The 25,716-nt window shown below is 64.4% G+C and carries 24 protein-coding genes; 15 read left to right on the top strand and 9 right to left on the bottom strand.

What is annotated here, in order from left to right; translation table 11 throughout:
* The first annotated feature begins 32 nt into the window (after window positions 1-32).
* The 3 genes from G365_RS24510 (at window position 33) to G365_RS23185 (ending at window position 2,087) form a co-directional block, all read left to right on the top strand.
* Complete coding sequence (locus G365_RS24510; RefSeq protein WP_281164088.1) at window positions 33-158, top strand: hypothetical protein; 126 nt, start codon at window positions 33-35, stop codon at window positions 156-158.
* A 221-nt stretch (window positions 159-379) separates the two neighbouring features.
* Entirely contained in the window at window positions 380-1,150 is a 771-nt protein-coding gene (locus tag G365_RS0116455; RefSeq protein ID WP_019646635.1) for an ABC transporter ATP-binding protein, read from the top strand.
* Between the two features lie 106 nt (window positions 1,151-1,256).
* Complete coding sequence (locus tag G365_RS23185; RefSeq protein ID WP_019646634.1) at window positions 1,257-2,087, top strand: VOC family protein; 831 nt, start codon at window positions 1,257-1,259, stop codon at window positions 2,085-2,087.
* A gap of 44 nt (window positions 2,088-2,131) precedes the next feature.
* Here the strand turns inward: G365_RS23185 and G365_RS0116445 are convergent, their stop codons facing one another.
* From G365_RS0116445 to G365_RS23180, 3 genes are read right to left on the bottom strand one after another with little or no spacing between them, the layout of a single operon-like run.
* Entirely contained in the window at window positions 2,132-3,487 is a 1,356-nt protein-coding gene (locus G365_RS0116445; protein WP_019646633.1) for an MATE family efflux transporter, read from the bottom strand.
* Between the two features lie 4 nt (window positions 3,488-3,491).
* Entirely contained in the window at window positions 3,492-4,172 is a 681-nt protein-coding gene (locus G365_RS22065) for a GNAT family N-acetyltransferase (protein ID WP_019646632.1), read from the bottom strand.
* Window positions 4,173-4,199: 27 nt separating this feature from the next.
* The gene (locus G365_RS23180) at window positions 4,200-4,601 is read right to left on the bottom strand and encodes a hypothetical protein (RefSeq protein ID WP_019646631.1); all 402 of its coding nucleotides are present in this window, start codon (window positions 4,599-4,601) and stop codon (window positions 4,200-4,202) included.
* A 190-nt stretch (window positions 4,602-4,791) separates the two neighbouring features.
* On the opposite strand from G365_RS23180, the gene G365_RS22060 reads away from it, so the two are divergent.
* From G365_RS22060 to G365_RS0116410, 6 genes are all read left to right on the top strand, one after another.
* On the top strand, window positions 4,792-8,703 hold the full coding sequence (locus G365_RS22060) for a non-ribosomal peptide synthetase (RefSeq protein ID WP_019646630.1): 3,912 nt from the start codon (window positions 4,792-4,794) through the stop codon (window positions 8,701-8,703).
* An 81-nt stretch (window positions 8,704-8,784) separates the two neighbouring features.
* Window positions 8,785-10,107 (top strand): lysine N(6)-hydroxylase/L-ornithine N(5)-oxygenase family protein, encoded by a 1,323-nt coding sequence (locus G365_RS0116430; protein ID WP_019646629.1) that lies wholly within the window; start codon window positions 8,785-8,787, stop codon window positions 10,105-10,107.
* Window position 10,108: 1 nt separating this feature from the next.
* Window positions 10,109-10,981, top strand: coding sequence for an iron-siderophore ABC transporter substrate-binding protein (locus G365_RS0116425; RefSeq protein ID WP_019646628.1), 873 nt, complete (start codon window positions 10,109-10,111; stop codon window positions 10,979-10,981).
* Window positions 10,978-12,939: a Fe(3+)-hydroxamate ABC transporter permease FhuB gene (fhuB, locus tag G365_RS22055; protein WP_019646627.1), complete on the top strand. Its 1,962-nt coding sequence runs from the start codon at window positions 10,978-10,980 to the stop codon at window positions 12,937-12,939. Before G365_RS0116425 ends, fhuB begins: the two co-directional genes overlap by 4 nt.
* Window positions 12,940-12,947: 8 nt before the next feature.
* The gene (gene fhuF / locus G365_RS0116415; RefSeq protein WP_019646626.1) at window positions 12,948-13,697 is read left to right on the top strand and encodes a siderophore-iron reductase FhuF; all 750 of its coding nucleotides are present in this window, start codon (window positions 12,948-12,950) and stop codon (window positions 13,695-13,697) included.
* Window positions 13,698-13,744: 47 nt separating this feature from the next.
* Window positions 13,745-14,935 (top strand): PLP-dependent transferase, encoded by a 1,191-nt coding sequence (locus tag G365_RS0116410; RefSeq protein ID WP_043742791.1) that lies wholly within the window; start codon window positions 13,745-13,747, stop codon window positions 14,933-14,935.
* Between the two features lie 75 nt (window positions 14,936-15,010).
* Here G365_RS0116410 and G365_RS22050 read toward each other — a convergent pair whose 3' ends face one another.
* Window positions 15,011-17,212: a TonB-dependent siderophore receptor gene (locus G365_RS22050; protein WP_051089916.1), complete on the bottom strand. Its 2,202-nt coding sequence runs from the start codon at window positions 17,210-17,212 to the stop codon at window positions 15,011-15,013.
* Between the two features lie 264 nt (window positions 17,213-17,476).
* On the opposite strand from G365_RS22050, the gene G365_RS22045 reads away from it, so the two are divergent.
* From G365_RS22045 to G365_RS0116385, 3 genes are all read left to right on the top strand, one after another.
* Window positions 17,477-18,028: a sigma-70 family RNA polymerase sigma factor gene (locus tag G365_RS22045; protein WP_019646622.1), complete on the top strand. Its 552-nt coding sequence runs from the start codon at window positions 17,477-17,479 to the stop codon at window positions 18,026-18,028.
* Window positions 18,029-18,112: 84 nt separating this feature from the next.
* Window positions 18,113-18,760: a LysE family translocator gene (locus tag G365_RS0116390; protein WP_019646621.1), complete on the top strand. Its 648-nt coding sequence runs from the start codon at window positions 18,113-18,115 to the stop codon at window positions 18,758-18,760.
* Window positions 18,761-18,830: 70 nt separating this feature from the next.
* Window positions 18,831-19,832 (top strand): MBL fold metallo-hydrolase, encoded by a 1,002-nt coding sequence (locus G365_RS0116385; RefSeq protein ID WP_019646620.1) that lies wholly within the window; start codon window positions 18,831-18,833, stop codon window positions 19,830-19,832.
* Window positions 19,833-19,911: 79 nt separating this feature from the next.
* On the opposite strand, the gene paaE is transcribed toward G365_RS0116385, so the two are convergent.
* The 5 genes from paaE to paaA all read right to left on the bottom strand — a co-directional run bounded on the left by paaE (window position 19,912) and on the right by paaA (window position 23,664).
* Window positions 19,912-21,000 (bottom strand): 1,2-phenylacetyl-CoA epoxidase subunit PaaE, encoded by a 1,089-nt coding sequence (gene paaE / locus G365_RS0116380; protein WP_019646619.1) that lies wholly within the window; start codon window positions 20,998-21,000, stop codon window positions 19,912-19,914.
* Window positions 21,001-21,019: 19 nt separating this feature from the next.
* Window positions 21,020-21,523, bottom strand: a complete 504-nt coding sequence (gene paaD, locus G365_RS0116375) for a 1,2-phenylacetyl-CoA epoxidase subunit PaaD (protein ID WP_051089918.1) — start codon at window positions 21,521-21,523, stop codon at window positions 21,020-21,022.
* On the bottom strand, window positions 21,520-22,284 hold the full coding sequence (gene paaC / locus G365_RS0116370) for a 1,2-phenylacetyl-CoA epoxidase subunit PaaC (protein ID WP_019646617.1): 765 nt from the start codon (window positions 22,282-22,284) through the stop codon (window positions 21,520-21,522). Before paaC ends, paaD begins: the two co-directional genes overlap by 4 nt.
* Window positions 22,285-22,296: 12 nt before the next feature.
* Window positions 22,297-22,584, bottom strand: coding sequence for a 1,2-phenylacetyl-CoA epoxidase subunit PaaB (gene paaB, locus G365_RS0116365; protein WP_019646616.1), 288 nt, complete (start codon window positions 22,582-22,584; stop codon window positions 22,297-22,299).
* A 99-nt stretch (window positions 22,585-22,683) separates the two neighbouring features.
* The gene (gene paaA / locus G365_RS0116360; RefSeq protein ID WP_019646615.1) at window positions 22,684-23,664 is read right to left on the bottom strand and encodes a 1,2-phenylacetyl-CoA epoxidase subunit PaaA; all 981 of its coding nucleotides are present in this window, start codon (window positions 23,662-23,664) and stop codon (window positions 22,684-22,686) included.
* A gap of 430 nt (window positions 23,665-24,094) precedes the next feature.
* On the opposite strand from paaA, the gene G365_RS0116355 reads away from it, so the two are divergent.
* From G365_RS0116355 to folE, 3 genes are all read left to right on the top strand, one after another.
* Entirely contained in the window at window positions 24,095-24,442 is a 348-nt protein-coding gene (locus G365_RS0116355; RefSeq protein ID WP_019646614.1) for a RidA family protein, read from the top strand.
* Window positions 24,443-24,552: 110 nt separating this feature from the next.
* Window positions 24,553-25,023: a DUF3429 domain-containing protein gene (locus tag G365_RS0116350; RefSeq protein WP_019646613.1), complete on the top strand. Its 471-nt coding sequence runs from the start codon at window positions 24,553-24,555 to the stop codon at window positions 25,021-25,023.
* Between the two features lie 72 nt (window positions 25,024-25,095).
* Window positions 25,096-25,713, top strand: a complete 618-nt coding sequence (gene folE / locus G365_RS0116345; protein ID WP_019646612.1) for a GTP cyclohydrolase I FolE — start codon at window positions 25,096-25,098, stop codon at window positions 25,711-25,713.
* Window positions 25,714-25,716 lie beyond the last annotated feature (3 nt).

Raw genomic sequence — 25,716 nt, 5'->3', positions numbered from 1 at the left:
GTCACAGCGTGCAACGGGCCGGAGTCAGATGCATGAAGCCGCCCGATACGATCCTCTTTTCCAGCGCTGACAGCGGGGAAACCGGGACCTGTCCGGGTCTTTTATTCGATGGGCAGACGTTACCTGCAGCCTTGATGAATCTCAATATGGAAAATTGATTTCATATAGTGAGAATTATTGCAAATCAATACGTTGTCAAAATACATGACGGATCCGCTGTGCTTTTTTTTTGCAGGCCACCGGAAAAAAGCATCCACCCGGCATTTTTTGACTGAATTTTTCCTGCCTCCATCCGTTGTGAAAGTGCATGCCGGAAGTTTACCCGCCCCCTGCGAGTCCCTTCCGGCAGCCGATCTCCCCGCTGGTTTTGAGGTATCTGATGTTCGAGGCCGACGGTATCAGTGTGATACATGACCGGAGCCCCCTGCTGCATCCGCTGTCCCTGACAGTTGCCCCCGGCACCGTGGTCGGCCTGATCGGTCACAACGGATCCGGCAAATCCACCGCCCTGAAAGTGATGGCCCGGCATCTGCCTCCGGCCTCCGGACAGATCAGAATCGACGGACAGGATGCCACCGGCCTCGACAGCCGGGCTTTTGCCCGCCTTCTGGCCTATATGCCGCAAAACCTGCCGCTGACGCCCGGTCTGTCGGGGCGCGATCTGGTCAGGTTGGGGCGTTATCCGTGGCATGGTGCCCTCGGTCGGTTCGGTGCCGAAGATCAGGCGGCGGTGGAAGAGGCCCTGACGTTGACCGGCACCCACACGCTGGCCGACCGCATGGTCGCCACCCTGTCCGGCGGCGAACGGCAACGGATCTGGCTGGCCCTGCTGCTGGCCCAGAAAAGCCGTTACCTGCTGCTCGACGAGCCGATCTCGGCACTGGATATAGCCCACCAGATCAATACGCTGGCCCTCGTGCAGGATCTGGCCCACAGCCTGAACCTTGGCGTGGTGATGGTGCTGCATGACATCAATCTGGCAGTCCGTTACTGCGACCGGCTCGCCGTGCTGAAAAAGGGGCAGCTGCAGATCGACGATACGCCTGAAGCGGTGCTCGGCAGCGGAATCCTTGAGGATGTCTATGGGGTCACCACCCACATCATCCCCCACCCCCATCACGCCAGCCCCGTGGTGCTGTTCGGGACCTGAAGGACGGCCCTGAAGAGACGATCCTCAAGAGAATATTGTCTAAATCCTTTATCGCGCTACAGTTCTTCCCGGATAGCAGCCCACCACCCCGGGAAGGAGCAGCTTTATGCGCCGGATAGATCATCTTGTGGTTGCCGTGCGGGACCTTGACAGTGCCGCAGACTTTTACCGCCGCCTCGGCTTTCAGGTCGGGGCCCGTAACCGCCACCCATGGGGGACGGAAAACCGCCTCGTCCAGTTCCGTTCCTCCTTCATTGAGCTGATCACCACCGGCGATGACCCGGCACTGATTCCCCCGCATGGCGACGGTGTTTTCAGTTTCGGGGCCTTTGTCCGCGATTCCCTGATCCGGCGGGAAGGCTTCCCGATGCTGGTTCTGGACAGCGAAGACGCAACCGGCGACGCAGCAGCCTTTGCCGCCGCCGGGATCGGGGCCTTTCAGCCGTTTTTCTTTGAACGCAAGGGCGTCCGCCCGGACGGAACGCCGACACATGTGGCCTTTACGCTGGCCTTTGCCGCCGACCCGCTGGCCCCGGAGGCAGGCTATTTTGTCTGCCAGCAGCATTTTCCCGAAAATTTCTGGAACCCGTCATTCCAGATCCATGCCAACGGCGGAGAGAATATCACTGCCGTCACGCTGACCACGCCCCGGCCACAGGCGCACGCCGCTTTCCTGTCAACCTTCGGACGCTCAACCGCCGACACCGGGACAGACGGGTCCGTCACCGTCCCCCTGCGGGGCGGGCGGATCATCGCCTCGTCCACCGGGGCGGGGGAAACTCCGCGCCTGACCGGATTCGCGGTGCAGGTCCCGTCCCTGTCGGCCACCGCCGCGCTGCTGCAGAAAGCAGACATCCCCTTCCACGCAACAGCGGATACCCTGACCATCAGCCCGGATATCGCCTTCGGGACCGCGATTGTGTTTGAACAGACCTGAAAAAACCGGGGCCGCCTGATCACAGACAGCCCCGGCTCTCTTTGTTACCCCTGTGCTTTCAGCGTCCGCATCTGCCACAGGAACATCGGCACCACGATCAGCCCGGCCAGACCGGCCGCCACCGCCGGACCGGCGATGACCCCCTGCATACCCCACACCAACGGCAGGGCCAGCAGCAGCGGCAGCAACAGATACCCCCGCTGCGCCAGCGCCACCACGGCAGACAGCCTGCCTTTGCCAAGGGACTGCAACAGCACCAGCAGCACACATTCCAGCCCCGCCAGCAGGAAGAACAGATGGAAGGCCACCAGCGCCGACGCCCCCTGTGCCTGTACCCCGGCATCATCGCTGAACAGGCTGACCACAGCCTGCGGCCACAACAGCATGACGGCAGAGAACACAGCCGCAAAAGCCGTCGTCACCAGCAGCATGAACCGGACACCATCCCGCAGACGGCGATAATCCCCGGCCCCGTGGCTATAGCTGATCACTGCCTGCGCCCCAAGGCAGAAGCCGATGATCGGGAAGTACCCCAGCAGAACCACCCGGGCCGCAATGCCGATTGCAGCCACGGCGCTTTCCCCGCCGTATCGCCCGGCCATGTGATACAGGATAGCGAAGCTGACAGCCGTCAGAATGCTGGCCGCCGTGGTTGGCATCCCGATGGCAAGGATCGGCCCGGTCACCCGCCGCCGCCAGCGGATCAGGCGGGTATGCACCTGCACCACCCCCCAGCGCCGGGCGAAGTAAACGGCATAGGCGCCCAGCGCCACACCCTTGGCCAGAATGGTCGCCCACGCGGCCCCGGCGATCCCCATTTCAAGGGTATAAATCAGCAGAGGGTCGAGGGCGATGTTCACCGCAAACGATCCCAGCAGGGTATACATGCTGAAACGGCTGTTCCCTTCAGCAATGGCGATAAAGTCACAGACGATCTGGATCAGGGTCAGCACACAGGTAAAGGCCAGAATGCTGATATAGATCCGCGCCAGCGGCTCGGTCTCTCCGCCGCCGCCCAGCAGGGTGATCACCGGCCCCTGTGCCAGCAGCAACGCCCCGGTCACCAGCAGCCCGATTACGGTTGCCAGAATCAGACCGGTGCTGGCAATCGCCCCGGCCTGCCCGCTGCGTCCTTCGCCCAGCAACCGGCCGACATTGGCCGCAACGCCGACGCCAATCCCTTCCCCCAGCGCGGCCACCAGTGAAAATACCGGCAGGGTCAGGCTGATTGCCGCCACCGCCGGGGTCCCAAGCCCCCCGACAAAGGCAGCATTAACCACATGGTACAGCGCGTTGATCAGCAGCCCGGCCACCGAGGGCAGGGCAAGGGTCAGGATCAGGCGCTTCAGGCGCGGATCGGCCAGATCAGCCGGTTCCGCGAAGCGGGCAAGCCGGGCCATCGCCTTACTCCGCCGCCTGCGCTGCCGGGGCAGCCGCGAGATGGGCCGACCACTTCCGGTTTTCGAAGAACCGTTCCCGCAGCAGCATCACCAGCATCGCCCGCTTATGCGGGAAATTAAATTCCTTCATCAGCGCAAAACCGCCGCGCGACAGGTTGTTCAGCTGCTGGGCATGGCTGGCGGCCGGTTCGCCGACAATCCGCTGGGTCCGCAGGTCATCCAGAAAGATGTAGTGCATCAGTGACGGCAGCCAGGCGGTGACATAGTCCCGGCCCCGGCAGTTTTCATCCCCGATCAGCACATGCCAGCCACGGTCAAAATCCTCGCAGTCGTAATACGGGGCAATGCGGTTTTCTTTCGCCCAGTAGACTTCAAAGTAGCCGAAGGGGCGGTCCCCGATCCGGCCGATCAACGGGGTGACATGCGGGTCCGCCAGCCGGTCTGCCACATAGGTGGCGTGCTTATCAAGATCACCGGCCTCATCCCAGATGGCATTCACACGGGGATCGTTCATCCATGTGTGGAAGGTCTCAAGGTCGGCGACGGGATCGATCAGGCTGAAGGTCAGCGACTGCTCCAGCCACGGAATAAAACGGCGGTACTGTTCGCCCGGCACCTTGGCCCGGCGCAGCGGATGACGGATGGCGCCGGTCATCACCCGCCGGATCTGATGCGGATGGTGCATGTGCGGGGCGGTCCACAGCGATGACACCTACCAGAACAGCTCTACGGAGACGGAAATCAGGTTTCCGTCCTGCACGGCGCAGCCGCTTTCCAGAATATAGTCGGCGGCCTCGGTCAGGGTCGGCAACTCCGCGACCGTCGCCGGAAACAGGACCGTATCCAGCTCCGGCGTGGCGGAAGACACCACTTCCGCCGCCCCCATCAGGGCCAGACACAGCGGATATCCGCCCGGCACCTCACCGACAACCGACGGGGTCAGGCGGCACACGGCAGGGGACAGGCTTTCCACCGTTACCCGGCACAGCACTTTCCCCTCCTGCGACACTTCCAGCAGCGCCGGGGCAACCGTTGTGATGCTGACCCCGCCGCCGGTGCAGTCAAGGCTGGAAAAAACGACGCCCGGCGCGGGCAGGGTCGGAAGGGTGGTCATAAACAGTCTCCGCTGATCAGAATGGGAGGAATGCGTCTCCCTCCTGTGACGAATGACCCTCTCATCGGTTCAACCGAAACCGGCGCGGCATTTTCTTTTCTTTTTTCACTGAATTTCGGGCCCTGCCGGTCGTTCGACAAAACGAGATTAAGTCGCAATAGCGATACTCCTGTTTTGCAGAGACCCCGCCATGACTCATCAGACCGCTGCCGACCCGATGTCGTCTGCCCCCGCCGTCTCCGGCCCGCTGCCGCCGACTGCCGCCCAACGCCGGATCTGGGCGCTGTGCCAGATCGGGCAGGATGCCGTTGCCGGGGTTCCCGCCCTGCTGCTGCCGCTGGAAAGCGCCGATACCGCAGCGGCTTGCCTGACTGCTCTGTCCGCCCGTCATCCGGTGCTGGCAACCCGGGTTCAGGTGTCCGCCGGGGGAAAGCTGGATCTGTTTCCCGGACAGCAGGAGATCCCTCTGTCCACCCTGTCCCTGACCGCCACCGAAGACCGTGAGGCGGCCATTGCCGCACAGGTCCGCCGCCCGGTCCGCCTGCCGGATCAGCCGCCGGTGCGGGCGGTGGTCATCACCCACCCCTATCATCCCCCGGCCCTGCTGCTGGTGATCCATCCGCTGCTGGCGGACCAGCATACGCTGACGGTACTCGGCGGCGATCCGGCGGTGGCGGTGGAAAGCGGCCCGCCGCCAGCCTATGCTGATGCGCTGACATACTGGCGGCCACGCCTGAACCCGGATGAACCGCCCGCCCTGCGCCTGCCGGTACGCCCGGTGCCGGTATCGCCGCCGCAGGAAACCCGCAGCAACCACAGCCGGACCCTACCCGCCGCCACCGCAGGCCGCGTTCACCGCCGGGGCCGCGAAACCGGTCTGGGGGTTGACGGCCTGCTTGCCGCCGCCATGGCCCTGCTGATTGCCCGTTACGGTGCCGGGTGGCAGGTTTCCGTCGGAATTATCAGCAGCCTGCGCGCCCCGACCGACCCCGCCCTGTGCCATGCAGAAACCATTACCCCGCTTTGCCTGCCACTGTCTCCGCAGCAGACCGCCGACGATATTATCGCAACGGTCACCGCCATCCGGCAGGAGGCCCTGACCCATGCCGCCCCCTTTGACCGGCTGGCACAGGATCTGTGGCAGGAAAACGGGGAAGACGGATCCGCCCTGCTGCATACACTGATCGAACATCTGCCCCTGCCTGCAACCCCGATGGTCCGGCGGGTCAGCCTGCCCCGCAGTGATGCCTCTGTGCTGCTGACCGGGGCCGATCTGCCCGATGGCAGCCTGCTGCTGACCCTGAATGCCGCCGAAGATGATCATGATCCGCGCCTGCTGGAACGGTCGATGGACCATCTGCTGCTGCTGCTGGACGCGCTGATCGGTGAGGCCAGCACCCAACCGGGCCTGCTGCCCCTGCTGACCGACGACGAGGTGCGGCGTCTGGGGGCCCCCTATGACGGCACGGAGCCCCGGGACGAAACCCCGGTCCATCAGCGCATCCACGCCCACGCCAAAGCCAACCCGGCAGAAACCGCCGTGCTGTTTGACGACCGCAGCGTCAGCAGGGGCGAGCTTGACACCCTCGCCGCCCGTATCGCCGCCCGGCTGCGGCGGATCGGCATCGGCCCGGAACACTGCGTCGCCATCCTGCTGCGTCGTTCGCCGGAAGCCATTGCCGCCATTCTCGGCGTCCTGCGCGCCGGGGGGGCCTATATCCCGCTGGACCCCGATCATCCCGACAGCCGTAATCACCACATTCTGCGGGATGCCCGTGTTGCCGCCGTGGTGACGGAAGACCGCTGGCGGTCCCGCCTGCCAAAAGACCCGAACCAGAAAGACCCGGCCAATGCCGACCTGCCGCTGGTCTGTCTGGATGATATCGCAGACGAAACGGATCAGCCGGACCCGGTTCCGGTCGATCCGTCCTCGCTGGCCTATGTCATGTATACCTCCGGCTCCACCGGGGCCCCGAAGGGGGTCGCCGTGGAACACGGGGTTCTGGCCCGTCATCTGGACAGCACCGCCCGCATTTACGAGATGGACGGCAATAGCCGGGAACTGCCGGTCCTGCCGTTCAGCTCTGACGGCGGGCATGAACGCTGGATGGTGCCGCTGATGCTGGGGGGCAGTATCGTTCTGCCGCATCGCCCGCTGCTGGCCCCGGAGGAAGCGCTGGATCTGATGCGCCGCCACGGTGTCACCAATGCCAGCCTGCCGACCAGCTATGTACACCAGCTGGCGGAATGGGCCGACCTGACCGGAGAGGCCCCCGACGCCCGGCTGTATTCGTTCGGGGGCGAGGCAATGGCCCCGGCCACCTTCCAGCTGATCACCCGTGCCCTGAAGGCAAAAACGCTGATCAACGGCTACGGCCCGACTGAAACGGTGATGACGCCGATGGTCTGGAAAGTACCGGCCGGCACCGCCTTTGACGGACTGTGCACCCCGATCGGCCGCCCGGTCGGCCTGCGCCGGGCCTACATCCTTGATCCGCAGGGGTTGCCGGTGCCGGTGGGAGTGCCGGGCGAACTGTACATCGGCGGTGACGGGGTCGCCCGTGGCTATGTCGGCCTGCCGGATCAGACCGCCGCCCGTTTTCTGCCCGACCTGCTGCACCCGGACAGCGAACGGATGTACCGTACCGGCGATCTGGCCCGCTGGCGCGAAGACGGGGCCATTGACTTCCTCGGCCGGGCCGATCAGCAGATCAAGCTGCGCGGCTACCGGATTGAGCTGGGCGAAATTGACTCCGCCCTCAAGGCCCTGCCGGAAGTGGGCGAGGCCGTCACCATCCTGCGGGATGACCTCGGAGATCCGATGCTGGTCGCCTATGTGGTCGCCGCCGCCGGACACACCGTGGATGCCGATGCGGTCCGGCTGGCCGTCACCCGCACCCTGCCCGATTACATGGTGCCCGCTGCCGTTGTCAGCCTGCCCGCCCTGCCGCTGACCGCCAACAGCAAGCTGGACCGCAGGGCCCTGCCCGCGCCACAGCGTACCGAACGGGTCCTGACCCCGCCGGAAACCCCGCTGCAACAGACCCTGTGCGAGATTCTGGCCGAAGTGCTGGGGTTAGACAGCGTCGGCCTTGATGAAAACTTCTTCCGTCTTGGCGGCAGCTCGATTCTGGCCCTGAAAGTTCTGGCGCAGGTGCGCCGCCGCCTGCCGAACTGCGACATGGCGATTGTCGATCTGTTCAATCATCCGACCGTGCGCGGCCTGTCTGCCCTGCTGACCTCGGACACCTCCGACCGTCATCAGGATGTGATCATCCTGCGTTCCGGCGGCACCCGGCCAATGCTGTACTGCTTCCCCGGGCTGCTGGTCTCAACCCGCGAATATCTGAAACTGATCGACTACCTCGGGCCTGATCAGCCCGCCACCGGCTTCATCTGCTACACGCTGGCCGATGATAAGAAGCAGAACGTTTCGGTTGCGGACATAACCGCCCGCTACGCTGACTACATCCGTCGTCACAGCAAAGGGCAGCCGGTCACCTTCCTCGGCTGGTCATGGGGTGGCCTGCTGGCCTACGAGGCCGCCTGCCAGCTGAAGGGTGAGGTTGATGTGCGGATGATCGGCATGATCGACGTCTGCGACATGGATACTGACTTTGCCATCGGGGCCGTGCCCACCTTCGCCCCCGGTCAGCGGGACGCGGTGGAAGCCCGGGTCCGTGACTGGCTGACCAGAACCGCCATGCGGGCGGAGTGGGAAAAACTGTTTGCGGTGATGGATCCCCTGACATGGGACCAGTTCCTGTCCTTCGTCCTCAACAGCCCCTATGACCTGCCGCTGGATGGCCCGGCAGTCGGCAGCACGGAACATATGTTCTGGGTGCTGATCGACAATGCGCTGATCTTCCGCAGCCACAGCCTGACCCCGCACGAGGTGCCGATCCGCTCTTTCGCCGCCGGGGACACCCTGCACCGGGGCCTGAACCTGATTGACTGGCGGCGCTATTCGTCGCTGACCCCGCCCGCCGAAATCATTCACGGTACCACACACCTGCACATCGTCGGCATGACCGCTTTCCACAGCCGCTTTGCCCGCTGCCTTGACGCGGTGGCGGCAGAACTGGCTGCAAAAGGCCGCTAAGGCCCCGGCGGCGGGGAATACTGAACCACAGCCCCCGCCATTCGTCTCTCTCCTGACACCGTCTCAAAAAGGATCTCCGCAATGTCTGCCTCTTCCCTGCTTGATCTGGCGGGTATCGGCTGCGGCCCGTTCACCCTGAGTGTCGCCGCCCATCTCGACCGCCTGCCGGAGGTGTCCGCCGCCTTCTTCGACCGCCGGACCACGTTTTCATGGCATCCCGGTATGATGCTGCCCGGCGTCGAGCTGCAGAATTCCTACCTGAAGGATCTGGTCTCCGCCGCTGATCCCACCAATCCGTGGTCATTCCTGTCCTATCTGGTCAGCCAGAAGCGCTTTTATGCCTTCCTGAACTGCGAGTTTGACGCCGTTTACCGCAAGGAAACCGCAGGGTACTTCAAATGGGTGGCCAACGGTCTGCGGTCCCTGAATTTTGGCCATGACGTGCAGGAGGTCCGCTTTGAGGACGGTGCTTTCACCCTGCGGATGACCACGCCGGACGGCAGCAGCGTCAGCCGGCGCTCGCGCAGCCTGTCCGTCGGGGTCGGCACCACCCCGTGGGCACCCGACTGCACCCGCCGTCACCTCGGCCCGACCTGCATTCACGCCAGCCAGATTGCCCTGAACCCCGGGATTCTGTCGGCCCGCCGTATCGCCATCATCGGCGGCGGCCAGTCGGGATGCGAGGTGTTTCAGGCCCTGCTGAACCGTGAGATGACCGCCGAAGATGAAGTGGTGTGGATCAGCCGCCGCCCGACCTTCGAGCCGATCGACGCCTCACCCTTCACCAACGAATATTTCTCCCCGACCTACAGCGACCTGTTCCACGGGCTGCCTGCCGCGCGGAAGGGCGAAAAACTGGCCCAGCAGAAACTGGCCAGTGACGGGGCATCGCTGTCGACCCTGAAAGCGATTTACCGCCGCCTGTACGAGCTGAAACATCTGGACGGTCATCCGGTCCGCCTGCGCCTGCTGCCCAACCGCACCCTGACCGCCATGGACCACACCAACGGTCAGTACCGCCTGCACACCGACAACGCCTTTGACGGCGGCACCGATATTTTCACCGCCGATGTGGTGATCCTCGCCACCGGCTATCACACCATCATGCCGGAGTGCCTCGCCCCGCTGGCCGACCGGATCCGCCGCACCGACAGCGGTCAGTACCGCCTGAACCGCGATTATTCGGTGGAGTGGGACGGTCCGGCGGCGAACCGTCTGTTTGCCCTGAACGCCAGCCGCCACAGCCACGGCATTGTCGACCCGCAGCTGTCGATCGCCGCGTGGCGCTCGGCGGAAATCGTCAATGCGCTCCTTGGCCGGAAGCATTTTGACCTGACCCTGCCGCCATCCATGGTGGAATGGGCCAGCACCCAAAGCGCTGCCCTGCAGATTGCCGCTGAATAACATGCGGCATCTGCTGGCCTTTCTGTGCATCCTGATCTGCTCCGGCTGGGGAAACTCGGCCGGGGCAGACGGCTTTTCCGCACCGGCCCGGCGGGTCATCACCCTTGACTGGGGGGTGGCGGAAACGCTGGTCGCCCTGGGGGCCCCGCCGGTCGGGGTGCCGGATATCAAAGGCTATGCGGACTGGGTGGCGGATCCGCCCCTCCCGCCCGGCACCGTCAATCTGGGATCACGGTTTGAACCGAATCTGGAACTGATCCGCAGCCTGAAACCGGACCTGATCATCCTGATTCCGTTCCAGAGCGGGCTGGAGCCGCTGCTGCGGCGCATTGCCCCGACCCTGACCCTGAGTGTCCATCAGGGGGTCGGTCAGCCCTACGCCGCCGCGCAGGAAGCAACCCGGACACTGGGCAGGCTGGTCGGACGCGAGGCCGAGGCCGAAGCCCTGATCCTCCGCACTGACGCCACGCTGGCCGACAGCCGGGCCCGCTTTTCCGCCGCCCCGCCGCCGCCGGTTCTGGTGGCGGCTGTCGCCGATGCCCATCACCTGTGGGTGTTCGGTCAGGGCAGCCTGTACGGTGATCTGCTGATGCGGCTGGGGCTGCGGAACGGCTGGACCGATCCGGTCTCTGACTGGGGATTTTCTGCCGTCGGTGCCGACCGGCTGGCCGGGGCCGGAGACAGCAGCTTTGTCACCCTGCGCCCGCTGCCCCCGGATTTTGAAACCGGGCTGACCCAAAGCCCGCTGTGGAACGCCCTGCCGTTCGTGCAGGCCCGGCGGGTCCACGTTCTGCCGCCGGTGCTGATGTTTGGCATGCTGCCGTCCTCTGCCCGGTTCGCCACCCTGCTTGCTGATGCACTGGTGCCCCGATGACCCTGCGTGTCCCGCCCCCCCTGCGGCCTGCCCTGCTGTGCCTGCTGCTGTTCACCGCCACCGCCGGAATGGGCAGCCTTGCCCTGCACCCCCTGCTGGAAGACAGCCGCCCGCTAGCGGAGATCCTGCTCTGGCAGGGGGCCGTGCCCCGTCTGGTCTCGGCGGTGATCTGCGGCTATGCCCTTGGCCTGTCCGGGGCCCTGTTTCAGCATATTCTGCGCAACCGGCTGGCGTCACCGGATACTGTCGGGGCCGCAGGCGGGGCGCAGCTGGCGCTGGCGCTGGCGCTGCTGTTTGCCCCTGGCCTGCTGACCGAAGGACGCTTCGCTGTCGCTTTCGCCGGATCGGCGGCAGCCGTCGCGGCAGTGCTGGCCCTAAGCTGGCGGCGACGGCTGGACCCGATGCCGCTGATCCTCTCCGGGCTGATCATCACCCTGTATACGGGGGCGGTATCGGCAGCCCTGATTCTGGTGAACGACGGCTATCTCGCCAGCCTGTTTCTGTGGGGCAGCGGATCACTGGTACAGACCGACTGGTCTTTACCGCAGACCCTGACACCGCTGGTCGCGGTCTGCGGCCTGCTGGCATGGGCCCTGCTGCGCCCGCTGTCGCTGCTGGATCTGGGGGATGACGCCGCCCGCAGTCTGGGGGTGCCGCTGACACTGATCCGCCTTGCCGCCCTGACGCTGGCCGTCACCCTGTCCGCCGCCGTGGTCGCCAAAGCCGGGGTTCTGGGGTTTGTCGGGCTGGCCGGACCGGCGCTGGCATATGTCTCCGGGGCGCGGACCCTGCGTCAGTCCCTGCTGTGGTCGCCGCTGCTGGCCACCGGCCTGCTGGCACTGACCGACCAGAGTGTCGCCGTCGCCGGGCGCTTTGTCCCTGATCTGCTGCCGACCGGTGCCGCCACCGCTGTTTTCGGGGCACCGCTGATCCTGATGCTGGTCCGCACCCTGCGCAGCCATCCGGCCCAGATCACCACCCCCGGCACCCCGGCCCGCAGCCGCCTGCCAACCCGTCACCCCGGGCGCTGGCTGCTGGCACTGGGGGGAATCACCCTGCTTCTGGTGCTGACTGCCCTGACGGTCGGGCGCGGGGCCGAGGGCTGGACTCTGGCGCTGGGGGATGATTTTTCCGACCTGCTGCCATGGCGCCTGCCCCGGGTTCTCGCCGCCGCCGCCGCCGGGCTGATGCTGGCGCTGGCAGGCACCATGCTGCAACGCCTGACCGGCAACCCTCTGGCCGGGCCGGAGGTGCTGGGCGTCACCTCCGGCGCTGCCATGGGGATGCTGATCAGCCTCTATGCCTTCCCGGCGGCAACCGGCGGCACATCCACCGGGTTCGCCGCACTGGGGGCCTTGGGGGTGTTGCTGGCCCTGCTGTGGCTGAACCGCCGTGACGGCGGCAGCACCGACCGTATTCTGCTGGCCGGGATCGCCGTCGGCGCCCTGTTTGACGCCTTGACCTCAATCCTGACCGCTGACGGCGATCCCCGCGCTGTCGCCCTGCTCAACTGGACCATGGGGTCCACCTACCGGGTGGACATGCCCGATGCCCTTCTGACCGGCGGCATCGCGCTGGCACTGGCGGCGGTGACACCGCTGTGCATCCGCTGGCTGGATCTGCTGCCCCTCGGGCCGGAGGGTGCCCGCAGTCTGGGCCTGAACCTTCAGGCGGTCCGGCTGCGGCTTCTGGTGCTGACCGCCGCCCTCTCCGCTGCAGCAACGCTGGTGATCGGCCCGCTCAGTTTCATCGGCCTGATGGCCCCGCATCTGGCCCGCCTGCCCGGCCTGCTGTCGGCCCGCACCCAACTGGCAGGGGCGGCCCTGTCAGGGGCCGGGCTGATGCTGGCCGCCGACTGGATCAGCCGGGTCGCGGTCTTCCCCTTCCAGATCCCCGCCGGACTGACCGCCACCCTGATCGGGGCGCCGCTGGTCCTGCTTCTCATCAGCCGGGAGTAAGCCAAGCCATGCAGCCTGCCCGACCCATCCCGCCGGATCAGATCACCCTGATGCTTGAACAGCGGATGACAGGATATCTGTCCGGCTGCCGCACCGTGCGCTTCTGCACCCCGGAAGACCTGCCAGACCACAGCGACACCTGCATTCCGGCCTGTCACCTGCTTGACCCCGCCGCCGTCAGCGCCCTGATCGACCGTTACGCCGCCACGCACAGCGAAGGCACCGACCGGCGGGGTCTGGCATCCATCTGGGCGCAGTATTTCTTCGGGGTGCTGCTGCCGCCGCTGGCGATCGCCGTCCTGACCGCCGATGCCGATGCCGCCGCTGACCCGGCGTTGTGGCGGATGCATCTGTCCGAGACAGCCCTGCCGGAACGCTTTGACATCGCCGTTGCCACACCGGCCTTTGCAACCGATCTCGCCGCCTTCGAAGCAGTGATCGCCCCGCTGGTGGAAAACCTGCACAAAGCCAGCCGCCTGTCACGGCGGGTCCTGTGGAACAGTGTCGGCAACGTTCTGGAATGGGGCCTGACCGAGCAGGCGAAGGAAGCCCCGGCCCTTGCCGCCCGCCTGCGCCCGGCGCTGGACCTGTTTGCGCAGGAACGGTTACCCCCCGATCACCCCAACCCGCTGTACCGCCCGGTCGCCTATGTCGAAGACCAGCGGATCCGGACGGTGTGTTGCCTGCGCAACCGCCTGCCGGAACTGGGAAACTGCAGCAACTGCCCGCTGACCCATGCCGACAGGCTGAAGGGATAAGGGCGCCCTTCTTTTTCATGACAGCCCCTCATGCCCCGGATCATGCCATGACCCATCTCTCCCCCTCTCTGCCGCAGCCGGATTTCACCGAGGTCCGGGAAATCCTGTTCGCCCGCACCGACTACGCCGCCAATGCGGCTGCGCCACCGATCTTTCAGACCTCGCTGTTCAGCTTCGATACCTACGAAGATATGGCCGCGGTTTTTGCCGGAGAGCCGCGTCTGGTGTACAGCCGGGGCGACAACCCGACGGTGATGGAATTTGAAAGCCTGACCGCCGCACTGGAAGGAGCGGAGGCCGGACGGGCCTTCTCCAGCGGTATGGCCGCCATCGCCGCCGTGGTGATGGCCTTCGTGCAGGCCGGGGACCGGGTGGTCACGGTGCGCAACGTCTACGGCGATGCCTTCAAGCTGTTCGAAAAACTGCTGGTGCCTCTGGGGGTCCGCTTCGACTACATCGACGGCGGCGACCCCGATGCCGTGGCCGCCGCCCTGCCGGGGGCAAAACTGCTGTATCTGGAAAACCCCACGACCCTGACGTTCGAGGAACAGGATCTGTCAGCCCTGACCGCTCTGGCAAAAGAGCACGGGGTGATCACGGCAATCGATAACTCCTGGGCCACGCCCCTGTATCAGCAGCCGGTGCGGCATGGTGTTGATCTGGTGATTCATGCGGCTTCCAAATATCTTGGTGGCTACAGCGATACCGTCGCCGGGGTTGTGGTCGGCCGCAAAGATCTGATTGATCGCATTAACGGCCTGACCTACCCCTACCTCGGGGCCAAACTGTCCCCGTTTGAGGCCTTTCTGCTGACCCGGGGCCTGCGCAGCCTGCCCCTGCGGATGCCCCTGCACATGAGCGGCGGGCTGGAGATTGCCGCCCGCCTTGCCGCCCACCCCGATGTGGAGCAGGTGTTCCATCCCGGCCTGCGCACGGTGACAGGCCCCCGCAGCCTGACCGGGTTCGGCGGTGTGTTCTCGTTCGAGGTCAGCCCGGCGGTCGATGTGCCCCGCTTTGCTAATGCGCTGCGCCATATCCGGCTGGGGGTCAGCTGGGGCGGGCCGGAAAGCCTGCTGGTCCCCCTGAAAGTCGCGGTACCGACCGCACCGTCACCGGTGCCCAACCCCTTCGCCCGCTTTGGCATCAGTCAACGCCTGATCCGCCTCGCGGTCGGGCTGGAGCCGGTGGAAACCCTGTGGGATGACCTGTCCGCCGCCCTTGCCGCCGCCCGCGTCTGACGCATCCCCCCGCTCAGACAAAACCCCCCGCCGGATTTCTCCGGCGGGGGGTTTTTCATGATCTGGCACAAAGCCTTACCAGTTAACGGTCAGAGACGACATCACCGTCATACCATCCCCGTAATAGCAGGTGCCGTAATAGCAGGTGGTCGTATATTCCTTATCGAACAGATTTGATCCGGTCAGCGACAGCTTCACGTTTTCCTGCACCTGATAATGGACCGCCGCATCATAAACGGCATACCCTTTATTATTAGCCTTTTTGCCACTGGCATCCAGATTGACCGTGTTGCTGACAAAACGGCCACCACCGCCGACGGACAGACCGCTCAGGGCACTGACAGCCGTCCCAAGGTCATAATCCAACCAGCCGGACACCATGTGCTGCGGCACCAGATCCGGGCGGGCACCGACTTTTTGCGGGTCGTTGTCCTTGGTAATCTCTCCATGCTGGAACGTGTAACTGGTCATCGCCGTCAAGCCGTTGACCACCTGCGTCCGGCCTTCCAGCTCAATCCCCCGAATATTGATCTTACCGGTCTGATTGTACCGGCTGGTCACCGGATCGGACGAAACCACATTGGTCTGGGTCAGATCATAGGCCGCCAGCGTGACCAGCGTGTTGCTGGACGGCGGTGCGTATTTGATGCCGGCTTCGTACTGGCGCCCCTTGGTCGGTTCAGCCTTCAGCGGATTGCCTGCCGCGTCCTTATAACCATACAGGGCCGCCACCGTCACCGGGTCAAAGGATTCTGAATAGCTGACGTAGGGGGCAAAGCCGTTGCTGAACAGATACGATACCCCGGCCCGGCCACTGAAGGCCCCGTCAGAGATGGTTTCCGCCGGATTGGTGCTGTTGGCGTAATCCACCGCCGAAACACTGGTCCGTACTGCATCATAACGCCCGCCAAGGGTCAGCAGCCAGTGATCATCCACTTTCAGCTGGTTCTGTCCGTACAGGCCGACGCTGGTCTGGCGGGCTTTAACGTATTGATCGGCAATCGTCGCATTCTTCAGAGTTCCTGCGGGGGCCCCGGTACCGGTCGAGGAAACATTGAAGACGGAGTCGACGTTGCCGCGCCATGTCCGCTCCGTCCCGGAGGCAATCCGGTAATCGACCCCGACCAAGGCCTGATTTTTCAAGCCCTTGCCTTCCCAGTCGTGCGTCACGTTGGTGTCCAGCGCCAGCGACCGGGTCTGACCGTCGACACCAAAATAGTAGCGGTCAAGCTGATCGGTGGAGGAATCGTAGCTTGACAGTGCCAGTGCCAGAGAATCGGCCTTGACGTAATTGAACCGTGCCCCCTGATGCACCGCCCACGCATCATTGAAGCGGTGATCCACTTCATAGCCGATACTGGCCTGCTCGGTTTCAAAAGTATCGTATTTGGAATCACCGAGCTGCACATCCCGCCCGATCCTGCCGACCAGCGCCTGCGGCACACCGAAGGGGGACATGCTTTCCACCTTCTGATACTGCGACAGAACGGTCAGCTTGGTCCGGTCATTGGGGGCCCAGGTGATCGCCGGGGCAAAGACAGCGCGGTCATTTTCGCTGTCCTTAACCTGCGTTTCCCCATCGCGCCCCAAGGCGGTCAGCCGGTAAGAAAAATCTGTGCCATCAATCTTGCCACCCAGATCCGCCGTGGCCTGCTTAGTGTTAAAGCTGCCATACCCGATGCTCAGTTCGTGCAGCGGCTCGCTGGTCGGGCGTTTGGTGGTGGCGTTGATCATCCCGCCCGGCTTGTTCAGACCGAACAGCGTAGAGGTCGATCCCTTGAACACCTCCAGCCGCTCCAGCATGAACGGATCAATACGGGCAACCGTGAAGTCGGTCAGGGACCGGTCAGCAAGGCCGTCACGGTAGACACCGCGCTGCCCATGATCGAAGCCACGGATCACAAATTGCTGGAAGCGGTCATCCTGCCCCCAGGCATCAGCATAAACCCCGGCAGTATACGCAACGGCCCCTTCCAGATCGGTCGGGCCACGCGTCTCAAGTTCTTTCTGGGTAATGATGCTGACCGCCTGCGGCACCTCGGTCACCGGCACTTTGGTCTTGGTGCCGGTGCTGCCCTCTGTTGCCACCCAGGAGGTGGCATCATCCTCTGATGCCACCGCTGCCCCGGTGACCGACAGCGGAGCAAGCTGGGCCGGGACCTGCTGCGCCATGGCCGGGGCAGACAGCGCCATCAGGGCAGCCATCCCGGTTCCCGCCAGAAGACGGTAACGGCAACGCAGCGAGGACAGGGTTACAGGGGGCAGGGTCGGAGACATCCGGGGCACCTCGTCTTAAGCCATTGGAAGAAGGATCGTTCCCCTTTCTGACGAATGATTGCCGCGATAATTCAGCGATTGAGAATGATTTTCATTATTGAATCTTTCCGGGAGCTGTGCATAGAGTTCGCCCGGAAACGCTCCTCCTTATAAGAGTTTCCTAACTTTAAACACTCTCTCAGGATGTAAAGATCATGACCTTCCGAAGCCTGTCCCGGACCGCCAGCCACGCCTTCGTTCTGACTGCATCCGGGTTCCGACGTCATGATGGCCACCGATCGCTCGCGTAACACTGCTGCCGTTGCGCTGCTGGACCGTGCCACCCGCCTGCGCCCGACCCTGCTGCGCATCGCCCGCCGCCGGACCGGCTGCCCCTATCGGGCGGAAGACGTGGTTCAGGACGTTTTCCTGAAGCTTCTGCAAACACCGGCGCAGGAGGCTGATGGCGTCACCGACGCTTATATCCGCCGCATGGTCAGCAATCTGGCCATTGACCGCTGCCGCCGCTGCACGCTGGAACGGACGCTGTTTGCGTCCCTTGATGATCCCGACATCACCCCCCCCTGCCAGACCGCCACCGCCGAAACCCGGCTGGTGTCCGCCGATGGCCTGCGGCGGGTTACCTCGGCCCTGCGGACCCTGTCCGGACGGGACCGGCAGATTTTTCTGCTGCACCGGATGGACGGCATCCCCCAGAAAGAAATCGCCGACAGCCACCATCTGTCCCGTGCATCAGTCTGCGGCATTATCCGCAAAGCCCATGACCGCTGCGCCGATGCCGCCGGAATCCTGCAGACAGGCACGGGGGACCTGTGATGACAGATCACCCACGCTTGACAACCTCCCCCCCTCTGCGGCCAGATCACCCGGACATCGCCTCACCGTTGCCGGAGACCTGCCATGGACCCCCTGTCTGCCGTTGCGGCCTTTACACTGGCCGCAGGACTGCTGACCATCACCCCCGGTCTCGATACGGCGCTGGTGCTGCGCACCGCAGCGGTTGAAGGGCCGCGTCAGGCCCTGCTGGCCGGGGTCGGGATCACCCTTGGCGTTCTGGCGTGGGGCCTGATTGCCGCCCTCGGTCTCGGGGCCGTGCTGGCGGTGTCAGAACTGGCCTACAGGGTGATTCAGAGTGCCGGGGCACTCTACCTGCTGTGGCTGGGGGCGCAGATGCTGCGCACCGCCCTGCGGCGGGGTCTCAGTCTGCCCGCCACAGAGGACGGCCCCCCGGTAACCCGCGTCAACTGGTTCTGGCGCGGGCTGGTGACCAATATCCTCAATCCCAAAGTCGGGATCTTTTACGTCAGCTTCCTGCCGCAGTTCATGCCTGCCGAGATGGCAGCAGGGCTGCCGTCGGTCGGCTTCAGCGTCCTGCTGGCGGGCATTCACGGCCTGCTCAGTCTGCTGTGGTTTGCAGCCCTGACACTGGCAACCCGCCCGCTGTCAGCCCTGCTGCGCCGCCCGGCGGTGCTGCGCGGTCTGGACGGGGTCACCGGAACCGTCCTGATCGGTTTCGGCCTGCGGCTGCTGGCGGAACGGCGCGGCTGACCCCTTTCGCCACAGCATCCCCCACCCCCATATACGGCGGAACAGACTTTGTTTTAAACTGGACCGCCCCGTGACAGAGATCCACCCCGCCCCGCGCACGGCTGATGGCCGGTTCACCAACACCACACCCCGGCCCCCGTCCGCGACCTCCGGCGGACCGGATCTGAAGCTGATCTGGACCCTGCTGTTCAACCCGCCCCCGGAAACCCGGCCCACCCGCCCGGTCCCGGTGCAGCCCTTATCGCGGGCTGACCTTGCGAACGCACCGGACAACAGCCTGTACCGCCTTGGCCACTCCACCGTGCTGATGAAACTGAACGGCGGCTGGTGGCTGACCGACCCGGTGTTCTGTGACCGGACCTTTCCGGTCCAGTTCATGGGGCCAAAACGCTTTCATGCCCCGCCGGTGGCCCTGACGGATTTACCGCGCCTGCGCGGCGTGATCCTGTCACACGATCATTACGATCATCTTGACCGCAGGGCTGTCAAAGCACTGGCCCGGATCACCGATCTGTTCCTGTGCCCGCTGGGGGTCGGTGACCGCCTGACCGGCTGGGGCATTCCGGCAGAGACGGTCAGACAGTTTGACTGGGGACAGGGCATCTCCACCGGTGGCCTGCGCCTGACCGCAACCCCGGCCCAGCATTTTTCCGGCCGCAGCCTGAAAGACGGCAACCGGAGCCTGTGGTGCTCCTGGGTGATCGACACCGGACTGCACCGGATCTTTTTCAGCGGTGACAGCGGTTATTTTGACGGGTTTGCCGCAATCGGGCGCCAGTTCGGCCCCTTTGACCTGACGATGCTGGAAACCGGGGCCTACGACGCGCGCTGGCCATATGTTCACATGCACCCTGAACAGACGGTGCAGGCCCACCGTGATCTACAGGGGCGCTGGCTGCTGCCGATCCATAACGGTACGTTCTCTCTCGCCCTGCACGGCTGGAAGGACCCGTTTGAACGGGTGGTCGCCCTCGCGGACAGCAACAATATCGCCCTGACCACCCCAATGATGGGAGAGCGGCTGGACCTGACCGCCCCGCACCGAGGCAGCCACTGGTGGCGGGAGAAATAAAAAAGAAGGGTGCCCCGCCACTATGACGAAGCACCCGAAGGGACTTGGGTCTCTCAAAAACGCCGGATCGACCGCAGCCTTACGGCTGATCGAAATCCACCACCATGCGGTCAGAGGCCGGACGGGTCTGGCAGGTCAGCACATAACCTGCCTCAACCTCTTCCGGCTCCAGCCCCCAGTTCTGGTCCATCACCGCCTGCCCTTCCACCACCTTGGCCCGGCAGGTGGCACAGACCCCACCCTTGCAGGCGAACGGCAGATCCAGACCGGCTTCCTGACCGGCATCCAGAACATAATCGCCGCGCGGCATGTCAAAGTCCCAGCGGTCACCGTCCATGATGACGGTGACATGCGACACCTCGCCGGAAGCGGCGGCACGGCGGCGGGTTTCTTCCCGCGTCGGGCCACCGGCCACTTTCGAGGCGCCCGGCGCGGTGAACAGCTCGGCATGGATCCGGCCCGGCTCAACGCCGCCTGCGGCCAGGGCCGCCTTCACATCCTCCACCATTCCTTCCGGACCGCAGAGATAAAAGCCTTCCACCGCCGGGGCATCAACCAGAACCTTCAGCAGATCCGCCACCTTGGCACGGTCGATCCGGCCATTGAACAGATCCACCTCCTGCCGTTCCCGCGACAGAACATGAAACACCCGCAGCCGCCCCATATAGCGGTTTTTCAGGTCTTCCAGTTCCTCACGGAACATGATGCTCTGGCTGTTGCGGTTGCCGTAAAACAGGGTGACATCGCTGCCCGGCTCCCGCGACAGCAGGGACTTCAGGATCGCCAGCACCGGGGTAATCCCCGACCCGGCAGCAAACAGAACGTAAGACGCCGCCCGTTCCGGGTCCGGGGTAATGCCGAAGCGCCCGGCCGGTTCCATCACCTGCAGGGTCTCCCCGGCCTTCAGCTGGGTGGTCGCCCAGGTCGAGAACACCCCGCCGGGGATTGCCTTGACCGCCACCCGCAGGTCGCCGTCATCCGCCCCGGAACAGATGGAATAGCTGCGCCGCACGTCGGTGCCGTCAAAGTCCCGGCGCAGGGTCAGGTACTGCCCCGGCACATAACGGAACTGCCCGGCCAGATCGGCGGGAATTTCAAAAACGATCGACACCGCGTCTTCGGTCTCGGGGCGGACGCTCTGCACCCGCAGGGCATGAAAATGAGCCATGATCCAGCAATCCTTGCTGTCAGATGCACTTGAAGTAGTCGAAGGGCTCGCGGCAGTCGCGGCAGCGCCACAGCGCCTTGCAGGCGGTGGAGCCGAACTCCGACAGCTGTTCGGTATGGGTTGAGCCGCAGTGCGGACAGGTCACCTGCGCCGGATGGCCGAGCAGGGCAGACCGCCCGCTGCCTTCCGGCGGGGCAATCCCGGCCTCCCGCAGGCGCTGGCGGCCGGTTTCGGTGATCCAGTCGGTGGTCCACGCCGGGGCCAGAACCCGCCGGATCACCACCTCGGCAAATCCGGCAGAGCGCAGGGCGGTTTCGGCATCCAGTTCAATCACCGAGACCGCCGGGCACCCGGAATAGGTCGGGGTCAGGTCAGCACTGACGCGGTCGCCGTCCGCCGACACCGCCCGCACCACCCCAAGGTCGACAATCGACAGCAGCGGGATTTCCGGGTCCGGCACCGCGCACAGCGCCTGCCATGCCCGGTCAAGCGCCGCCTGATCTCCGCTGAAGACCGGCGTCACCACTGGCTGCCCGGATAGGCGCGCTGCATCCACTGCATTTCCGCCAGCAGGAAGCCCAGATGCTCGCTATGGTCGCCGCGACGGCCACCGACCGGCTGCCAGCCATCAGCCGGACGGCTGAGGGTGGCTTCCGTCAGCGCGTCCCCAATCCGGGCCATCACGTCAGCCCGCAGGGCCTGACGGTCCACCGCAATCCCGGCGTCAACCAGACGCTGTTCGGCGGCGTCCATCTCAAACAGCTCATGCAGGAACGGCCACATCTCCTCAAGACCGGCCTGCATACGGTCATGACTTTCGTCGGTGCCGTCCCCCAGCCGCACCAGCCAGTCACGGCTGAAGCGCAGGTGATAGGTGCTTTCCTTCACGGCTTTGGCGGCAACAGCGGCCAGCGTTGCATCCGCCGACTGCGTCAGGGCTGTCATGAACGACACATCAAAGGCATCGAACAGAAACTGCCGGGCAATGGTACAGGCGTAGTCGCCGTTCGGCTGTTCCACCAGCAGCGCATTGCTGAAGCCACCGACATCGCGCAGAAACGCCAGCGCATCCTCATCCCGGCCCTTGCCCTCGACCTCTCCGGCATAGGTCAGGAAGGTGCGGGCCCGCCCGAACAGGTCGAGCGAGGTGTTCATCAGGGCAATATCGAGTTCCATTTCCGGCGATCTGGCACACCATTCGCCCAGACGCTGGCCCAGAATCAGGCTGTCGTCGCCCAGACGCAGGGCATAACGGAACAGATCTTCGCTGTGTGCGGCAGTCATTGCTCCGGCCCCTTACATATGCCCGACTTCGTCGGGAATGTCGTAGAAGGTCGGGTGACGGTAGACCTTGTCATCCGCCGGTTCAAACAGGCTGTCCTTGTCGGCCGGGTCAGAGGCGACAATCGCGCTGGCCGGCACCACCCACAGGCTGACACCCTCACTGCGGCGGGTATACAGATCACGGGCATTGGCGATCGCCATTTCGGCGTCGGCAGCATGGACACTGCCGACATGCTTATGGGACAGCCCGGCCTTGCCGCGCACAAACACTTCCCACAGCGGCCAGTTCACTTTGCTCATGGTATCCTCGATACGTCCTGCCCGCCCGGCGCTGCCGGGCGATGATTTCTTTGAGTCTGTCTCCCGGGGTTTGTCTCCCCGGGTTCCGGAACACCGGGATTACGCCGCCTGAACAGCGGCAGCCTGACGGGCCTTCTGCTTCCCGGCGTAGGCGGCGGCGGCTTCACGCACCCAGGCCCCGTCAGAAAACGTCTTGTTCCGGAAGGCCATCCGCTGGCGGTTGCACGGGCCATGACCCTTCAGCACGGCGTAGAACTCTTCCCACGGCAGATCGCCGAAATCATAGTGACCACGCTCGTCGTTCCACTTCAGGTCCGGGTCAGGAATGGTCAGCCCGAGGAACTCAGCCTGCGGCACCGTCATATCGACAAACCGCTGCCGCAGCTCGTCGTTGGAATGGCGCTTGATCTTCCATTTCATCGACTGGGCAGAATTCGGGGACTGATCATCCGGCGGGCCGAACATCAGCAGCGACGGGAACCACCAGCGGTTCAGGGCATCCTGCGCCATCTGCTTCTGTTCCGGCGTGCCCTGCGCCAGCACCATCATGATTTCGTAGCCCTGCCGCTGATGGAAGCTTTCTTCCTTACAGACGCGGACCATCGCCCGGGCGTAGGGGCCGTAGGACGTCCGGCACAGCGGGACCTGATTGCAGATCGCCGCGCCGTCCACCAGCCAGCCGATGGCCCCGATGTCAGCCCATGTCGGGGTCGCATAATTGAAGATTGAAGAGTACTTGGCCTTCCCGGTCAGCAGGTCGGCAACCATATCATCGCGGGAGGCACCAAGGGTCTCGGCAGCACTGTAGAGGTACAGGCCATGCCCGGCCTCGTCCTGCACCTTGGCAATCAGCGCCACCTTACGGCGCAGGCTGGGGGCGCGGGTGATCCAGTTGCCTTCCGGCTGCATGCCGATAATCTCGGAATGGGCATGCTGTGAAATCTGACGGATCAGGGTGCGGCGGTAGGCATCGGGCATCCAGTCCCGCGGCTCAATCTTCCGCTCGGCATCAATCCAGTCCTGAAAACGCTGTTCAAGGCTGACGGGGGCCCCGGCAGGGTCGGCGACGGTCTGGCTCACCTTGGATCTCCCTCAGGTCTTGCGGGCTCCGGCTCAGCCGGTGTTCCGCGTGTGCGCCTGCTCTCCGGCAGGCTCGCTGTCTGGAATAAATATAATTCATTTTTTGAGCCATTCCAGAAAAAAGTGAACCATATTGCCATTGCCATACCCACAAAATGCGCATGGTCAGACTGCGAAAGCCATCTCTTAAATCATAAAATATCATTATAAATCATTATTTTAAATGAAACGAATCGTATAAAATGAGACGCATCAGTCATGATACGATCAACCCTGAAATGATGCGATGCAACGCCACACCTCGATCCATCCCCGCACATTGGATCCAACTACGCCTTGTGCCAAGCCGCCGGGACGATTAAACCTGTGGCGGACCCGACGGAATCCGGCGGGTCGACTCCGTTTTCTCCCGTCCCAGCGAGGAACCCCCATGGCTATTACCCGTATTGATGTCGGCGCCCGCATGTCCGAAGCCGTGATCCACGGCAACACCGTCTATCTGGCGGGCCAGGTCGGCGAACCGGGTGCAAGCATCACCGATCAGACCAAGCAGGTTCTGGCCGCCATCGACGCCCTGCTGGCCAAGGCTGGCACCGACAAGACCAAAATCCTGATGGCCCAGATCTGGCTGGCCGACATTGCCGACTTCGCCGCCATGAACGCGGTGTGGGATGCATGGGTCCCGCAGGGCCACACCCCGGCCCGTGCCACCGGCGAATCCAAGCTGGCCGCTCCGGAATACAAGGTGGAGATCATCATCACTGCCGCCATCGACTGATCCCGGTTTCTTTCCGGTACCAGCCCCGGCGCCGCCGTCCTGTGACGGCGGCGCTTTTTTTATGATCCGAACGGCAGGATGGCCCGTAAATCAGGAAAAGGAGACCCGTTATGTCGTTCTTTTCCCTACGCCACAGCGAACACGCGGCCCGGATCCTCGGGTACGCCGGACTGATCCCCTTCATCGGCCTTACCCTGTCAGCCTGGGTGCTGACTGCGGTCGGAACCGGAGCAGGCCTGTCGGTCTTTCCGGCCGCGATCGCCGCGTACGGGGCGGTGATCCTGTCTTTTCTCGGGGCCGTCCACTGGGGCCGGATTATTTCCGCCCCGATGGAAGACCCGCTCGCCAGCCTGTGGCTGCTGGCGTCCGTCATTCCGTCGCTGATCGGCTGGGTGGCCCTGCTGCTGCCCCATCCTTATGGTCTTGGCCTGCTGCTGACCGGTTTTGCCCTCGCGTGGGACGGCGACCGCCGTGCCGCCCGGAATGGCCTGCTGCCACAGTGGTATGGCCGCCTGCGCACCCGACTGAGCCTGATTGTCGGCACCACGCTGGTGCTGGCGCTGTTCCTGCCCCACACCTGACTGCCTGCCCCTTAACGAACTCCCCTGCGTACCTCCCCCCTTCTTTCCCTCCCCTGTCTGCGGAGACGGCCCATGAACGCCAACACCCCCACTGTCGTGCCTGAAACCCCGGCTGCTTCCGGCCTGCGCCGCCCGGACCGGGCCGAAGCTGAAGCCGCCGTCCGCACCCTGCTGCTGTGGGCCGGGGATGACCCGGACCGCGAAGGCCTGCTGGGCACCCCGGACCGGGTCGTACGGTCCTACGAGGAATTTTTCAGCGGCTACAGCGTAGATCCGGTTGCCATTCTGCAGCGGACGTTCGAAGAGACCGACGGCTACGACGAAATGGTGCTGTTGCGTGACATCCGTCTGGAATCACACTGCGAACACCACATGGTGCCGATCATCGGCAAGGCCCACGTTGCCTATCTGCCGGGCAGCCGGGTGGTCGGTATCTCCAAACTGGCGCGGGTGGTCGATATCTATGCTCACCGCCTGCAGATTCAGGAAAAGCTGACCGCCCAGATTGCCAATGCCATCAACGATGTGCTGCAGCCCAAGGGGGTTGCGGTGGTGATCGAAGCAGCCCACCAGTGCATGACCACCCGGGGGGTCCACAAGCCGGAAGTATCGATGGTCACCAGCCGGATGCTGGGGGCCTTCCGCACCGACACCGCCCTGCGCAAAGAATTTCTGTCCCTGATCCGCTAATCT

The sequence above is a fragment of the Novispirillum itersonii subsp. itersonii ATCC 12639 genome (assembly GCF_000381985.1).
Classification (GTDB): Bacteria; Pseudomonadota; Alphaproteobacteria; order Rhodospirillales; family Rhodospirillaceae; genus Novispirillum; species Novispirillum itersonii.
The sequence above is the reverse complement of the archived record's forward strand: the minus strand, read 5'-3'. Positions and strand labels throughout refer to the sequence as shown.